Genomic DNA, 15,069 nt, shown 5'->3' with positions numbered 1-15,069 from the left:
ATGGAGATGCTCTGCACGCTGCGCAGCACCACCGAGTCGCAGCGCCAGTCCCTGCACCAGGCGCCCGAAGCGCTGGAGCCCTTCCTGGAGGACGAGGAGGACTTCGGCGACGCGAAGGGCACTGCGTTCCTGGAGCTGGACATCGGCGAGGCGTGGCACGGCCTCCAGTACCTGCTCACCGGCACGGCCTGGGAGGGCACGCCGCCCCTGGACTTCCTGGTCCGCGGCGGCGAGGACGTGGGCGACATCCCGTCGGATGAAGGCACCGCGCGCGTGTTCGACGTGGCCGCCGTGAAGGCGCTGGCGGAGGCGCTGAAGAAGGCTTCCGTGGAGGACCTGCGCAAGCGCTTCGACCCCGCGAAGCTCCAGGCGGAGGACATCTACCCCGGCACCTGGGACGAGGAGGAGCCCGCGGAGGACGTGGATCCACTGGAGGAGCTGCTCTCCTACTTCGTGGAGCTCCAGAAGTTCACCGCCGCCGTGGCGAAGCGCGGCCTGTGCCTGCTCGTGCACATCGGCTGAAGACGGGCCGGCGCGCGCCTCTCAGGCCGCCCAGCCCTGCCACACGTCGTGTCCCAGCTTGAGCACCAGCGCGGCCACCACGCAGAGCACCACGACGCGCACCACCCGGTCGCCGCCCTTCACCGCCACGTGCGCGCCCAGCCACGCGCCGGTGAACTGCGCGGCGGCCATGGGCAGCGCCACCTTCCACAGCACCACGCCCCGGAGCGTGAAGAGCGTCACCGACGCCAGGTTGGAGGCGAAGTTCACCACCTTCGCGTCCGCGGACGCGCGCGCCAGGCCGTGGCCCAAGAGCGACGAGAACGCCACGATGAGGAAGGTGCCCGTGCCCGGACCGAAGAAGCCGTCATAGGTGCCGATGCAGAGCGCGATGAGCGCGCCGATGGCCTGCGCGCGCGGCCGGGGTGAGGGCTCCACACCGTCGCGCTTCGGCGGCGCGCGGCGGAAGGCGAGGAACACCGCCACCGCGATGAGCAGCACCAGCACCAGCGGCTTGAGCACCTCCGGCTTGAGCAGCAGCACCAGCGCCGCGCCGCCGAACGCGCCCATCAGTCCGAAGGGGAACGTCGCGCGGGCCAGCTTCCAATCCACCAACCCCGCGCGCGCGAAGCGCACCATCGCCGCGCCCGAGCCGAACACGGACTGGCCCTTGTTGGTGCCCAGCGCCACGTGCGCGGGCAGGCCCGCCGCCAGGAGCGCGGGCAGGCTGATGAGCCCGCCGCCCCCCGCGATGGCGTCCACGAAGCCCGCGCTCAGCGCGGCGACACACAACAGCACCAGCTGCACTGCGCTGACGTCCATGTCCACGATGGCGCCCCGCTTATCACCCTTACTTGCGCGAGGTCGAAGCTTGGGGGTCAATGGGGTCCATGCTCGCGACCCTGATGACCGTGCTGGCGCTGACGCTCGCCGCGCCGCCCTCGCAGCCTGACGCGACCACCGCCACGTGCCGCTCCATCGACGGACACGTGTCCTGTGGCTACGCGTGCAAGTCGGATGGACAGCGCGTGCGGTGCGCCCAGTCGCTCCAGGGCCGCTGTACCGTCATCGACGGGCAGGCCACCTGTTTCGACCCGCCGGCGTACGTGGTGAAGGCATACGGCGCCGCGCTGCCGGACTCGGAGTGCAAGACCATCGACGGGGTGGTGGGCTGCGGGTACGGCTGCGTCACGGACTTCGGCAAGGTGCAGTGCGCGAAGACGCCCGCGGGTGTTTGCCGCAGCCAGGGCGGCAACGTGACGTGCTTCGACCCGCCCGCCGCGGTGTTCGCGGTGTTCGGCCGGCAGGTGCCGCGCGCGCAGTGCGTCAGCAACGGCGTGCAGATGGCGTGCGGCTTCAACTGCGTGAACGCCTCCGAAGGGGTGCGCTGCGCGAAGACACCCCTGGGTGTGTGCAAGGCGCAGAACGGCCACATCACCTGCTTCGACCCGTCGCCCGCGGCGGTCTGCGCGTGGGGCAAGGGCCTGCCGGCGCCCCAGTGCAAGCTGAGCGAGACGGGCCCGGTGTGCGGCTACAACTGCACCACGGCGTACGGCAAGGTGGCGTGCGCGGGGACCCCGGCGGGCATCTGCAAGGTCTTCGACAGCGAGGTGTACTGCTTCGACCCGCCCGCCGAGCAGCAGGCGGACGCGGCGTGTCTGGCCAGCGTGGGGCTGGCGGCGATGGAGGGCGCCACGCCCTGAAACGCCCGCCCGGCCGCTCGTGTGCGGTCGTCTGCTTGGACGCGGGCACGGGCGGCGATAAAATTCCATCCTCCCGGTGGTCGAGGGAGTGGGAGCAGGACGGCACATGGCGGAGGGCGAGGTCCGGCAGTACTGGGTGCGGAACGATCGGGGCACCACCTGGGGGCCCCTGACGGGCGCGACCATCGAGCTGCTCATCGACAGCGGCTCCATCCAGGGCAAGCTCCAGGTCTCCAGCGATGGCCTGCAGTTCGCCTTCCCGTGGCGCTTCCCGGAGGTGCGGGACGCGTTCCCCCGTGAGCTGTGGGGAGACGGCGCGCCCGCGTCGCTGCTGCAATCCACGCCCGCCGCCATCGCTCCGCCTCCGCCCGGCCCTGCCGCCGCGCCCGTCTCGGGTCCGGCCGCCGTGCCCATGGCCGGCCCTGGAGCGGCCCCCACCGCGGGTCCTGGTGCCATGCCCATGGCGGGCCCTGGCGCGATGCGGCCCGGGCCTGGAGCCGTGCGTCCGCCTGTCGATGCGGCGGGACGTCCTGTCGCGGCCGCGCGGCCTCCGGGTCCTCCGGTCGCGGCGGCCCGTCCGGCGGGAGCGGCTCCGGCCGCGGCGGCTCCGCAGGCACCGCAGGCACCGGCGGATGACGGGACCAACACGGTGCCGCCGCAGGGGCAGCTCCAGCAGTGCTCGCCCCTGCAGCTCTATGGGCGCATCGCCGCGGGCGAGCAGACCGGACTGCTGACGCTGGGGCTTTCGGACCGCACGCTGTCGATCCACTTCCGCAAGGGCAGTCCGGAGCACGTGGACTCGTCGCACGCGGAGGACGCGCTGGGCGTGTCGCTGATGGGCGCGCGGCTCCTGACGGCGGAGCAGCTCCAGCAGGCGGAGGGTTCCAAGGAGCGCTTCGGAGGCGACCTGCTCGCGGCGCTGTTCGGGTTGGGGCTGCTCCAGCCGGCGACGGCGTTCACGCAGCTGTCGCAGCGGGCGCTGGGCATCCTGGGCAAGGCGCTGCGGGCGGAGTCCGGGACGTTCACCTTCGAGGCGCGGGACCTGCCCGCGCAGAAGGCGATGCCGCTGGGCAATCGCTGGGCGCTGCTCAGCGACCAGGTGCGGCGCATGCCGACGGCGGACCTCAAGCGGCGGCTGGCCTTCGTGCTGCCCATGCCCATCATGAAGTCCGGGGGCCGGGTGGCCTCCAGCGAGCTGCGCCTGACGCCGCACGAGGTCCGCGCGCTCTCCTTCATCGACGGGGTGCGCTCGCTGGGGCAGCTGCTCCAGGACGTGCCGCAGGACGCGGAGCACCTGCTGCGCGTGGCGTTCCTGTTGAAGGAGCTGAACGGCGTCTCCTTCGCGGCGGCCTCGCGCGCGCAGACAGCGCCGCCGCCTCCGGCCTCCGGCCCTGCCGCCGCCGCGCCAGGAGCAGCGCCCCGAGCCCCCGGAGCCGCGCCCACGGCGGGCCCGGGCAACCCGACCCGTCCGTCCGGCACCGTGCCCACCGTGGGACCTGGGGCGCCAACCCGTCCGTCCGGCACCGTGCCCACCGTGGGACCTGGAGCCACGGGTCCGGGTGCGCCCGTCGCGGGTCCGGGCGCCGCGCCCGGCGCGCCTGCCGCCGCGAGCGCCGGAGCCAGACCCGGTGCGCCCGTCGCGGGTCCGGGTGCCGCTCCCGGTGCGCCTGTCGCCGCGAGCGCCGGAGCCAGACCCGGTGCGCCCGTCGCGGGTCCGGGTGCCGCGCCCGGTGCGCCCGTCGCCGGTCCGGGTGCCGCGCCCCGCCCCGCCGGTGCCGCCCCCGTGGCGGGTCCCGGTGCCGCGCGTCCGGGTGCCGCTCCCGTGGCGGGGCCCGGTGCGCGTCCCCCGGGAACCCCCGCCGGAGCCGCTCCCACCGCGGGCCCCGGTGCGCGTCCCCCGGGTGCTCCCGCCGGTGCCGCTCCCGTGGCGGGTCCCGGTGCCGCCCGACCCGCTCCGCCCGTCGTCGCCGCTCCGGCGGCCCCGGCCGCTTCGGGTCCCGCCCCCGGTTCGGACGAACTGCCCGCGCTGCGCCAGCTCGCCGCGACCATGAAGGGCCAGAACCACTTCCAGCGGCTGGGCCTCACCGAACAGACCGAAGGCAGCGCGGTGAAGATCGCCTACTTCCGCCTGGCCAAGCTCTACCACCCGGACACCCTGCCCCAGGGCGCCCCGCCGGAGCTGGAGAAGCTCAAGGCGGAGGTGTTCGCGTACATCGGTGACGCCTACCGAGCCCTCTCCGACGACAAGAGCCGCGCGGCCTACATCGAGGAGCTCAAGAGCGGCGGCGGCGACGGCGTGGACATCCAGGCCATCCTCCAGGCGGAGGAGCTCTTCCAGAAGTCCTGCATCCTGGTGAAGGCGCGCAAGTACCCGGAAGCCGTGAAGATGCTCACCGACGCCATCGCCCTCAACGCCGAGGAACCCGAGTTCTTCGCCTGGCGGGGCTACGCGCGCTTCCTCGCCTCTCCAGACAAGAAGGCCGCCCAGCCGGAGGCCTTCCGCGAAATCCAGGGCGCCATCAAGCGCAACGAACGGTGCGCCCCCGCCCACTACTTCCTGGGCGTCATCGCCAAGCTGTGCGGCGACGCGACCGGAGCCCTCAAGCACTTCAAGCGGACGGTCGAGCTGCAACCGGACCACATCGATGCGATGCGAGAGGTCCGCATGGCGTCGCAAAAGAAGTAGGGTGCGCGCCTTTTCAAGGAGACACCCCCCATGCCCCTCACCGGGAAAGAACGCCGCCACCTGCGGGCCCTCGGCCACCACCTGGAGCCGGTGGTCATCGTCGGCTCGTCCGGCGTCACCGAGGGCGTCATCGCCGCCATCGAGCAGGCGCTGAACGACCACGAGCTCATCAAGGTGAAGATCAACGAAGGCCCGGAAGGCCGCCACGAAGGCGCCGACAGCATCGCCGAGGCCACCGGCTCGGAGCTCGCGCAGCTCCTGGGCCGCACCGCCCTCTTCTTCAAGCGCCGCAAGCAGAAGTCCCGCTTCGAGGACATCCTCAAGGGCCCGCATGAGCCCCGCCCGGCCCCCAAGCCGGACGAAGAGAAGAAGCCGCGCCGCCGTTAGCCGCAGCGTTTTCCCGGGGTCACGGGGAATTCAGGCCCACCCGCGCACTTTCTGCGGGTTCGGGAGCAGTCGAACCCTCGTACCGGGTTCGAAATGTCCCTACGCTGGGGGTCTTCCCCCCCGCGGAGGTGACGTGCAGACTTCCCCGTCCTCCCCGTCAGCCTCCCCTGGCTGGCACGACGTGCTGATGCATCACCTGGAGCCGCTCCTGGGTGACTTCACCGCGAAGATGGCCATCCACACCGCCGCGTTGCGGATCCTGAAGCGTCCACCGGAACAGGTGAGCCTGCAGGACGTGCCGCTGGTGCTGGAGGGCCTCAAGCCCATGCTCAACGTCTTCATCGGCGCGGTGCGCACGACGAACACCCTCACGGAGCTTTCGAAGGCCTATGGAGAAGCTGCGATGAACGCCCCCCGTTCTTCCTCGGGTCGCGCCTTCAAGCGGATGGCGCCGTGGCTGGGCGCCGTCGCGATGCTCCAGGGGGTGCACCTGGCCGCGGTGGCCACGTCGCTCCAGGACGCGCCCCGGATGGCGCTGGTGGGTGACGTGGCGGGCTGGACGGTGGGCCTGCTCGCGGTGGCGGGCACGGCGGCGGCGGCGCTGTCCTTCGGCGCGGGGGACTACCTGCGCCGCGTGTGGGGCCTGCTGACGGCAGGCGCGGCGCTGTCGCTCATCAGCACGGCCCTGCGCAGCTACTGGATGCACGCGGTGCCGGACGTGCCGTTCACGGAGTCGCCGCTGTTGCCCGTGCGCATGGGCGTGGTGGTGCTGGCGAACGTGTGCACCCCGTTCGCGCTGGTGCTGCTGGCGCGCACCTACAAGCAGTCCGGTCTCCAACCGCCGCCCAGTCCGCGCGCGTCGCTCCTGTGGGCGGTGGCGGCGGTGGCGGCGCTGGCGGTGGGTGGGCCGGCGCTCGTCGCGGCGGTGGGGAACCTGGGCCAGGGCTTCGCGGCCACGTGCACGGCGGTCATCGCGCTGGCGTCCACGCTGGCGGACATGACGACCATCCTGCTCGTCGCACCCATCCTCCGCGTCGCGTACATGCTGCGCGGTGGGCGGCTCGCCTGGGTGTGGTGGACCATGGGCATGTCCGGCGCGGTGTGGCTCTTCTACGACGCGCGCGAGTGGCTGGCGCCGCTGCTGCCCGGCAGTCCCACGGAAGCGGTGGAGCTGTTGCGCACGCTGCGCACCTCGGGGCTCGCGATGCTGGGGCTCGCCGGGTGGTTGCAGCGCTCGGCGCTCGTGTCGTCCCAGCGCCAGTCGAGCCCGGGCGTCGTCATCCCCACCGCCTGACACGGCCCGCCCGCGTCGAGCTGACGCACGAAGCCACCACCGGCCCGCTCCGTCTTCCGGGGCGGGCCGTCGTGTTTCCAGGGGCGCGGGGCTGGAGGAGACTGGGGCTTCCCGTTCTCCTCCCAGGAGGCTCCACGCCCATGCGCCTTTCCCCCACGTCCCTGCTGTTGGCCACCTGTCTCCTGGCGGGGTGCCGGACCGCGCGAGAAGCACCGGCGGCACCCGCGAAGGCGGACTGCGGTCCGGTGATTCCCGGCATGGAGGCGGTGCTCAAGCCCGCGGCCTTCGTCGTGCTGGGAGAGATTCACGGCACGCAGGAGGCTCCGGCCTTCGCGGCGCGGCTGGCGTGTCACGCGGCGGCGGCGGGACAGCCGGTGCGGCTGGCGTTGGAGCTCCCGGTGGAGGAGCAGGCGCGCCTGGACGCGTTCATCGCGGGCGATGCCGAGGGCCCTCCCGACAGTGCCTTCTGGCGTCGCGAGGTGCAGGACGGCCGCAGCAGCGGAGCCATGCGACAGCTGCTGGAGCGCGCGAGGGAGTTGAGGCACTCGGGGCTGCCGCTGCGGGTGGTGGCCTTCGACGCGGGTGGCAAGGACCGCGACGACACGATGGCGGCGCAGCTCCGTCAGGCGCGGAGCGAAGCGCGCGGGGACACCTTCATCGTGCTCGTGGGCAACCTGCACGCGCGCCGCGACGTGGGCGCGCCCTGGGACGAGAAGCTCCAGTTCATGACGCACCGGTTGCTCGAAGCGGAGCCCGGGCTGGTGTCGCTCGACCTGGCGAACGCCGGGGGCTCCGCGTGGATCTGCCGGGGCATGACGGCGGACACCTGTGGCCAGCAGCCCCTGCGAAGCCGGGGCGAAGCGCAGGCCGCGGGCATCACGCTCCAGAAGAAGGCGGAGGACCCGGACGGCTACGACGGCACCTACGCGGTAGGACCGCTGAACGCCTCACCGCCCGCGTTCGGCGCCACGAGCACCGCGACGCCCGCGCCGCGCTGAATCCCCCGAGCCAGGTGTCGTCCCGCCCACGCCCGGGCCAGCGAGAGGTGGCCGTCCTCCCACCGGGCGCGCTACATGCGCGGCTCCATCTTTTTCCGGCACGAGGAACCTGGAATGCTCGCACGCACCTGGCGCGGAGTGACGAAGGCGGAGGACGCCGACGCCTACCTCGCCTATCTCCACCAGACGGGCCTCACGCACTACCGGCGCACGCCGGGCAACCTGGCCGCGTACTGTCTGCGCAAGGTGGCGGACGGGCGCGCGGAGTTCCTCCTCGTCACCCTGTGGGAGTCCATGGACGCGGTGAAGCGCTTCGCGGGGGACTCGCCGGAGCGCGCCATCTTCTTCCCGGAGGACGACCGCTACCTCATCGACCGGGACCTGCACGTCACCCACTACGAGGTCCCCTTCGCGGAAGGACAGGCCTTCGAACCCCAGCGGATCCGCTTCGACGACTTCCGGGTGGCGGGGCCCGCGGGCGACCTGCGGCTGGTGGACACCGGCGGTGATGGGAAGGCATTGCCCATCGTCTTCGTGCACGGGCTCGCGGGCAACGCGTCCCACTGGCAGGCGCAGCTGGAGCACCTGGCCCGCCAGGGCCGCCGAGGCATCGCGCTGGAGCTGCGCGGCCACGGGGGCTCCACCGTTCCGGAGCCGGAGGACTACACGCTGGAGTCGCTCGCCGGGGACATCTCCGCGGTCGTGCGAGCGCTGGGGCTGCGCCGCTTCGTGCTGGTGGGGCACAGCATCAGCGGGGGCGTGACGCTGGCGTACGCGGGGGAGAATCCCCGGCAGGTGGCGGGCCTGTTCCTGGTGGATCCGATGACGGACGCGCGCAGTCATCCCGAGGAGCAGGTGGCCGCGTACCTCGCCTCGCTGGACGCGCCGGACGTGGCGCAGGCGGTGCGGCAGGACTGGGCGCAGATGGCGGGGCCGCGCGCGGACGTGCGCGAGCGGCTGCTGGCGGACCTGGACGCCACACCGCTGTCCGCCGTGACGGCCGTGCAGCGCTCCAGCCTGCGCTTCGACCTGACGGCGGCGCTCGCGCGCTACCCGGGGCCGAAGTTCTCACTCGTCGCGCCGGACAACGACACGCCGCACAGCCTCCACCGGTTGGGGGAAGGCGTGGCGCACCAGGTGGTGGAGGGCGCCGGACATTGGATCCAACTGGACCATCCGGACGCGGTGAACGCCGCGCTGGACGCGTTCCTCACGAAGTCAGCACCAGCTTGACCAGCTCCGGGGGGCTGCCCAGCCGCATGGGGGGCCCCCAGAAGCCGCAGCCCCGGCTGACGTAGATGTGTGAATCGCCGTGCCGGTAGTGACCGGCGGAGTGCTCCCAGTTCAGCCCGATGAGCGCGGTCATGGGGAAGAGCTGGCCGCCATGGGTGTGACCGGAGATTTGAAGGTCCACGCCACGCTCCGCGGCCACCTTGAAGTTGGCGGGCTGGTGCGCGAGCAGCACCGCGGCGCGCTCGGGGTCACGGCCCACGAGCGCCAGGTCCAGGTCATAGCCCTTCTGTCCCAGGCGCCGGCCGCCGTGCCAGTCATCCACGCCCACCAGGTCGAACGCGCCGCCCGCGTCGCCAATGCGAACGTGCCGGTTGCGCAGTGAAGGAATGCCCAACGAGCCCAGGTGCGCCACCCAGTCTTCCGCGCCGGACGAATAGTCATGGTTGCCGGTGACGAAGAAGCTCCCGTAGCGAGCATGGAGGTTACCGAGCGCCGCGACGAAGCCGCCCAGGCGGGGCACGGTGCCATCCACCATGTCACCGGTGATGGCGACCAGGTCCGGCTTGAGCGCATTGGCCCGCCGCACGAGCTCGTCCATGAAGCGCCGCTGGATGAAGGGGCCCACGTGCAGGTCGGTGAGCTGCACGATGCTGAAGCCGTCCAGCGAGCGGGGCAGCTTCGGAATGCGAACCACCACCTCCGTGACCTCCGGGACGGTGAACGCGCGCCAGCTCCCATACCCCGCCAGTCCCCCACCCAAGGCAAGAGCCCCACCCGCGGTCGCCTGCGACAGGAAGCGCCGCCGTTCGGCATCCACGGAGGGCGCGGAGGGAGCGGTGACGGTGGGACGAAGCCGGCGTCCCAAAGCGAACACGGCCCGGCCCAGGTCGACGCCCGCGAGCGCGAGCACCAGGCACAGCGCCACCCCCATCCACGAATAGGACACCAGCTCCACGACGTCGCCAGGAGCCTCCGGAAGCGTGCGCTGGAGATATCGCCGCGCAATCAGCACCAGCGTCATGAAGCCCAGCACGAGCGCGGCGACAAGCCGGGGCCCACGGCGGGACGTGAGATTCCACACAAGCCGCCGGAACAGGTACAGGTGCCCGAGCACGGCACCCAGCGCGATGAGGAGCGAGAACGGAGACAGCGGCATGGGAGCAAGCCTCCCGCGCATTGAGCCCAAGCGCACCTGAATCCGTGCTCGGCCGGCCGCCCCGGGAGCATCAGCGCCAGGAAGCGAACGACTGCGTCAGCTCATCGTGCGGCCCCAGATGAACGCGAGGTCCAGCTCCACCGCATCGAAGGGCTCCGCCCGCACGGGAGCAACGCCGGTGTGCGTGAGCAGGGCTTCGTACCTTCCGTCCTTCAGCCTGAACACCTCCAGCGTGCGTCTCTGCGGATCCATCAACCAGACATGCCGCACGCCCTCGCGCGCGTAGACGGGCAGTTTCGCCTCGCGATCCAGCTTCCGGGTGGATGGAGACAGCACCTCGCAGACCCAGTCCGGAGCGAGAGACGTCGCTGCTGTTTCGAGAACATCGGGCATCCGTTCCAACCTCCAGCCCGCGAGGTCTGGAACCAGGACATCTTGATGGAGGTGCAGTTCCTGCTCGCCCAGGAACACCCATCCACCGGGCCCACCACGTCCCCGCTGGAAGGCCCCTACAAGTTCGCTGCTGAGTCGAATGGCCGCGGATGCATGCCTCGCTGTCGGCCGTGGGCTTGCATACAGCTCCCCTGCGACGAGCTCCCCCACGACATGCTCGGGAAGCGCCTCCAGGTCCGCGTAGGTCGCTGGCTTCTTTCCCATCACGTCTCCCCATTCCTCGCCGCCCATCACTCTATCCATGACGCCGGGAGGTAGCACGCCTGTCCGACATGACAGGACACACGTCCAACGTCCTACCCTACACATCTTCCTCGGATTCCCCGTCCAATTCCCTGCTGCGCATCCACGCGGCGGTTAAGAGGCCCGCGCATCCATCCCCTTCACGAAAGGCCCCCTCATGGCCACGCCGCTCCAGGGACGTGAAATCCGCCTGAAGTCCCGCCCGCACGGTGAACCCACGCCGGACAACTTCGAGTTCGCCACGGTCTCCGTCCCGGAACCCGCCGAGGGCCAGCTCCTCGTGCGCAACCACTTCATGTCCGTGGATCCGTACATGCGCGGCCGCATGAACGACGCGAAGTCCTACGTCCCGCCCTTCAAGCTGGGCGAGGTCATGGATGGCGGCAGCGTGGGTCAGGTGATCCGCTCGCGCTCGCCGGACTTCAAGGAAGGCGACTTCGTCGTCGCGGGCACCGGCGGCTGGCGCGAATACGCCGTCGCCCCCGCGAAGCACTACCAGAAGGCCGACCCGTCCGTGGGCCCGCTCTCCGCGTACCTCGGCGTGCTCGGCATGCCGGGGATGACGGCGTACGTGGGCCTGCTCGACATCGGCAAGCCGAAGGCTGGCGACACCGTCTTCGTGTCCGCCGCCGCGGGCGCCGTGGGCGGCGTCGTGGGCCAGATTGCCCGCATCCAGGGCTGCCGCGTGGTGGGCAGCGCCGGCTCCGACGCGAAGGTGAAGCACCTCCGTGACGACCTGAAGTTCGACGCCGCCATCAACTACAAGACCGCCCCCATCGCCGAGTCCCTGGCCAAGGCGTGCCCGGACGGCATCGACGTCTACTTCGACAACGTGGGCGGCGACCACCTGGAGGCCGCCATCGGCCTGATGAAGAACCACGGCCGACTCGTCCTGTGCGGCGCCATCTCCGGGTACAACGCCACCGCCCCCTCGCCCGGCCCCCGCAACCTGATGCTCGCCGTGGGCAAGCGCCTCACGCTCCAGGGCTACATCGTCTCCGACCACGCGGACCGCCGGGCGGACTTCCTGCGCGACGTGGGCCAGTGGCTGCGCGAGGGCAAGATCCAGGACGTCTCCACCATCGTGGACGGCCTGGACAAGGCCCCCGACGCCTTCATCGGCCTGCTGCGCGGGGACAACACCGGCAAGATGCTGGTGCGCCTGGCGAAGGACGCCTGACGCTCGCTGGCCAACGCCGCGAACGACCGCCACCGGACACCGCCGCCGCCTTGCGTCCTGCACCTCCCAGACGCGGGACACAAGACGTGCGGCGTCCACCGCGTCCGGCACCCTGCACGCCCCTTGAAGGAGGCGGTGCGGTGACCTCACAGAAACAGCCGGACGCGGTACGCGTGGATGAGAAGAGCAAGGACCAGCAGCTCGCGCGGGACCGTTCGGAGCCCACGGGCAACTTCCTCACCACGGACCAGGGCATCCGCGTCGAGCACACCGACGATTCGCTCAGGATTGGCGCCCGCGGTCCCACGCTCCTGGAGGACTTCCACCTCCGCGAGAAGCTCACCCGCTTCGACCATGAGCGCATCCCCGAGCGCGTCGTCCACGCGCGCGGCGCGGGCGCCCACGGCTACTTCCAGGTGTATGAATCGCAGGCGAAGTACACCCGCGCGAAGTTCCTCCAGGACCCGGCCAAGAAGACGCCCGTGTTCGTGCGCTTCTCCACCGTCGCGGGCTCGCGCGGCTCCGCGGACACCGTGCGCGACGTGCGCGGCTTCGCGGTGAAGTTCTACACGGAGGAAGGCAACTTCGACCTGGTGGGCAACAACATCCCCGTCTTCTTCATCCAGGACGGCATCAAGTTCCCGGACATCATCCACGCCGCCAAGCCGGGGCCCCACCACGAGATTCCCCAGGCGCAGACGGCGCATGACTCCTTCTGGGACTTCGTGTCGCTCGTCCCGGAAACCATGCACATGGTCATGTGGACCATGTCCGACCGCGCCATCCCGCGCAGCTTCCGGATGATGCAGGGCTTCGGCGTCCACACCTTCCGCTTCGTGGACGAGAAGAACACCGCGCGCTTCGTGAAGTTCCACTGGAAGCCGCTCCTGGGCACGCACTCGCTCGTCTGGGACGAGGCGCAGAAGCTGGCCGGCAAGGACCCGGACTTCCACCGCCGCGACCTCTTCGAGGCCATCGAGCAGGGCGACTTCCCCGAGTACGAGCTGGGCGTTCAAATCCTGGAGGAGAAGGACGCGCAGGCCCTGGGCGTGGACCTGCTGGACGCGACCAAGCTCATCCCGGAGGAGCTTGTCCCGGTGCAGCCGGTGGGCAAGCTCACGCTCAACCGCAACCCGACCAACTTCTTCGCGGAGACGGAGCAGGTCGCCTTCTGCGTGTCCAACATCGTGCCGGGCATCGACTTCACGGATGATCCGCTGATGCAGGCGCGGCTCTTCTCGTACCTGGACACGCAGCTGACGCGCCTGGGCGGGCCGAACTTCGCGGAGATCCCCATCAACCGCCCGGTGGCGCCGGTGCACAACCACCAGCAGGACGGCTTCGGCCGGCACACGAGCAACGTGGGCCGCGCCAACTACTTCCCCAACTCACTGGGCGGTGGCTGCCCGTTCCTCGCCTCCCAGCAGCAGGGCGGCTACGTGCACCACCCGGAGCAGGTGAGCGGGAAGAAGGTGCGCGAGCGCTCCGCCTCCTTCAACGACCACTACAGCCAGGCGGGCCTCTTCTTCCGCAGCCTGTCCGAACCGGAGCAGCAGCACCTCATCGACGCGTGCCGCTTCGAGCTGGGCAAGGTGGAGACGAAGGCCATCCAGGAGCGCGTGCTGGAGCACTTCGCGAAGATCGACGCCCTGCTGGTGTCCGCCGTGGCGGAGGGGCTGGGCCTGCCCGCCCCCAAGGCCACGCCCGTCACGCCCAAGGGTCCTCCCGCGTCCAAGGCCCTGAGCATGGAGGCGATGAAGCTGGCCATGCCGCCGTCCATCAAGACGCGGAAGATTGGCGTGCTCGTCGCGGATGGCGTGGACGCGGACGAACTGATGGCGCTTCGCAAGGAGCTGGAGGCAGGGGGCGCGCAGCTGAAGGTCATCGCCAAGCGCCTGGGCACGGTGAAGGCCTCCAACGGCAAGGACGTGCCGGTGGACAAGAGCGCCATGACCACGGCCTCCGTGGAGTACGACGGCGTCTTCATCCCCGGCGGCGCCGCGAGCGTGGCCACGCTGAAGAAGGACGGCGAGTCGCGCCACTTCGTGCAGGAGGCCTACCGACACTGCAAGACGGTGGGCGCGTCCAAGGACGCGGAGGAGCTGCTCAAGGCCTGTGAAATCGACCCGGCCTCGCCCGGCGTCGTCGCGGGCTCCAAGGCCGGAGCCGGCGCGGCGCTGGCCACCGCGTTCGCGAAGGCGCTCGCGAAGCACCGGCACTGGGACCGCAAGGACAACGACCGCGTCCCGGCCTGAGGTCCTACGCGAAGAGGGCCGTCACCGCGTCCGCTGTGACGCGGTGACGCGCCGCCACCCGGGAGGACAGCCCTCGCGCAGCACCCGCGCCGCCGCGAGGGCACAGGCGTAGCTGCTCGTGATGGGGCGCTCGCACCAGGCGCCGTCCGCGTACAGCCGCACCGTGGCCGCGTCCTCGACGTGGTCCACGATGTCTCCCTTCCTCAGCGCGTGGGCCATGGCTGCGTCCGCCACCGTCACCACCGACGGCAGCCCGGATGGCAGGCCCGACACGGGACCCGCGGCGCAGAGCACCACGCTGCCCTGCTCCACCGCCCGGTCCAGCAGCGCGGTGAGGGGCGCCTCGAACGCGCGGCCCACGGTGCCCAGGCTCAGGTTGATGAGGTCCGGCCGCACGTCCTGCGTCAGCCACTCCAGCGCCTCCAGCAGGCACAGCGAATCGCCGCGCATCCGGCCATCCAGCACGCGCGCGACGTACCACTCGACATCGGTACGGGGACGGCCCTGCTCCATCAGGATGCTCAGCACCGCGGTGCCGTGGCCGTGCGAGTCCTCCAGGTCCTCCAACACGGAGTCGCCGCCGCGCCAGGCCGCCAGCTCCTCACGCGAGTGGACGCAGGACTCCAGGCGCCGCGCCTCCCGGTCCACCGTGAAGCTCGCGGCCCCGGCGAGCGACAGCCCCGCCCCGCGAAGGAAGCCCACCGACACACCGCTGTCCACGATGGCGACCTTCACGGGAGCAGGACCCAGGAGCATCGCCTAGCAGGAGCCGGACGAGTCCTCACCCACCGGCATCTTGAGCGACGTGGGGTAATAGGTGCCCACCCACTGGGTGCCGTTCCAGGTCCACTGGTAGCCGTTCATGTACGACGTGGCGCAGGCGTACCCGATGAGGTCCTCGGACCCGCTCACGTCCTCCAGCAGCTTCGACACGTCCTTGCTCGTGAATTTCAAGGGAGCACTCCCGGCGTTGGATTGGA

The 15,069-nt window shown here is 71.1% G+C and carries 14 protein-coding genes; 9 read left to right on the top strand and 5 right to left on the bottom strand.

Features of this window, described 5'->3' with window-relative positions; genetic code table 11:
- Positions 1–522: a YfbM family protein gene (locus tag D7Y21_RS15090; protein ID WP_121713970.1), complete on the top strand. Its 522-nt coding sequence runs from the start codon at positions 1–3 to the stop codon at positions 520–522.
- Between the two features lie 21 nt (positions 523–543).
- Here the strand turns inward: D7Y21_RS15090 and D7Y21_RS15085 are convergent, their stop codons facing one another.
- Entirely contained in the window at positions 544–1,323 is a 780-nt protein-coding gene (locus D7Y21_RS15085) for a TSUP family transporter (RefSeq protein ID WP_199724193.1), read from the bottom strand.
- 68 nt (positions 1,324–1,391) lie between these two features.
- On the opposite strand from D7Y21_RS15085, the gene D7Y21_RS15080 reads away from it, so the two are divergent.
- The 6 genes from D7Y21_RS15080 to D7Y21_RS15055 all read left to right on the top strand — a co-directional run bounded on the left by D7Y21_RS15080 (position 1,392) and on the right by D7Y21_RS15055 (position 8,802).
- On the top strand, positions 1,392–2,204 hold the full coding sequence (locus D7Y21_RS15080; protein WP_120562577.1) for a hypothetical protein: 813 nt from the start codon (positions 1,392–1,394) through the stop codon (positions 2,202–2,204).
- A gap of 106 nt (positions 2,205–2,310) precedes the next feature.
- A complete protein-coding gene (locus tag D7Y21_RS15075) occupies positions 2,311–4,890 on the top strand; it encodes a DnaJ domain-containing protein (protein ID WP_121713968.1) in 2,580 nt (859 codons plus the stop codon).
- Between the two features lie 30 nt (positions 4,891–4,920).
- Positions 4,921–5,277 (top strand): ribosome assembly RNA-binding protein YhbY, encoded by a 357-nt coding sequence (gene yhbY / locus D7Y21_RS15070; RefSeq protein ID WP_120561979.1) that lies wholly within the window; start codon positions 4,921–4,923, stop codon positions 5,275–5,277.
- 133 nt (positions 5,278–5,410) lie between these two features.
- The gene (locus D7Y21_RS15065) at positions 5,411–6,571 is read left to right on the top strand and encodes a hypothetical protein (RefSeq protein ID WP_233612112.1); all 1,161 of its coding nucleotides are present in this window, start codon (positions 5,411–5,413) and stop codon (positions 6,569–6,571) included.
- A gap of 140 nt (positions 6,572–6,711) precedes the next feature.
- Positions 6,712–7,569: a hypothetical protein gene (locus D7Y21_RS15060; RefSeq protein ID WP_120561982.1), complete on the top strand. Its 858-nt coding sequence runs from the start codon at positions 6,712–6,714 to the stop codon at positions 7,567–7,569.
- 114 nt (positions 7,570–7,683) lie between these two features.
- Positions 7,684–8,802 carry an alpha/beta fold hydrolase gene (locus D7Y21_RS15055; RefSeq protein WP_233612111.1) on the top strand — a complete coding sequence of 373 codons (1,119 nt, stop codon included), beginning with the start codon at positions 7,684–7,686 and terminating at the stop codon, positions 8,800–8,802.
- Here D7Y21_RS15055 and D7Y21_RS15050 read toward each other — a convergent pair.
- Together D7Y21_RS15050 and D7Y21_RS15045 are read right to left on the bottom strand one after the other, a co-directional pair.
- Positions 8,780–9,958, bottom strand: coding sequence for a metallophosphoesterase (locus tag D7Y21_RS15050; protein WP_121713966.1), 1,179 nt, complete (start codon positions 9,956–9,958; stop codon positions 8,780–8,782). The genes D7Y21_RS15055 and D7Y21_RS15050 overlap by 23 nt on opposite strands.
- Before the next feature lie 96 nt (positions 9,959–10,054).
- Positions 10,055–10,615, bottom strand: a complete 561-nt coding sequence (locus tag D7Y21_RS15045) for a Uma2 family endonuclease (protein ID WP_121713994.1) — start codon at positions 10,613–10,615, stop codon at positions 10,055–10,057.
- Positions 10,616–10,811: 196 nt separating this feature from the next.
- Here D7Y21_RS15045 and D7Y21_RS15040 point away from each other — a divergent pair, with 196 nt between their 5' ends.
- Both D7Y21_RS15040 and D7Y21_RS15035 read left to right on the top strand, forming a co-directional pair.
- Positions 10,812–11,834, top strand: a complete 1,023-nt coding sequence (locus tag D7Y21_RS15040; protein WP_121713964.1) for an NADP-dependent oxidoreductase — start codon at positions 10,812–10,814, stop codon at positions 11,832–11,834.
- 140 nt (positions 11,835–11,974) lie between these two features.
- Entirely contained in the window at positions 11,975–14,089 is a 2,115-nt protein-coding gene (locus tag D7Y21_RS15035; protein ID WP_121713962.1) for a catalase, read from the top strand.
- 21 nt (positions 14,090–14,110) lie between these two features.
- Here D7Y21_RS15035 and D7Y21_RS15030 read toward each other — a convergent pair whose 3' ends face one another.
- Entirely contained in the window at positions 14,111–14,824 is a 714-nt protein-coding gene (locus tag D7Y21_RS15030) for a S8/S53 family peptidase (RefSeq protein WP_121713992.1), read from the bottom strand.
- 24 nt (positions 14,825–14,848) lie between these two features.
- Entirely contained in the window at positions 14,849–15,043 is a 195-nt protein-coding gene (locus tag D7Y21_RS15025) for a hypothetical protein (protein ID WP_121713960.1), read from the bottom strand.
- Positions 15,044–15,069: the final 26 nt, after the last annotated feature.

This window comes from Corallococcus sp. AB045, assembly GCF_003668895.1.
Lineage (GTDB): Bacteria > Myxococcota > Myxococcia > Myxococcales > Myxococcaceae > Corallococcus > Corallococcus coralloides.
The sequence above is the reverse complement of the archived record's forward strand: the minus strand, read 5'-3'. Positions and strand labels throughout refer to the sequence as shown.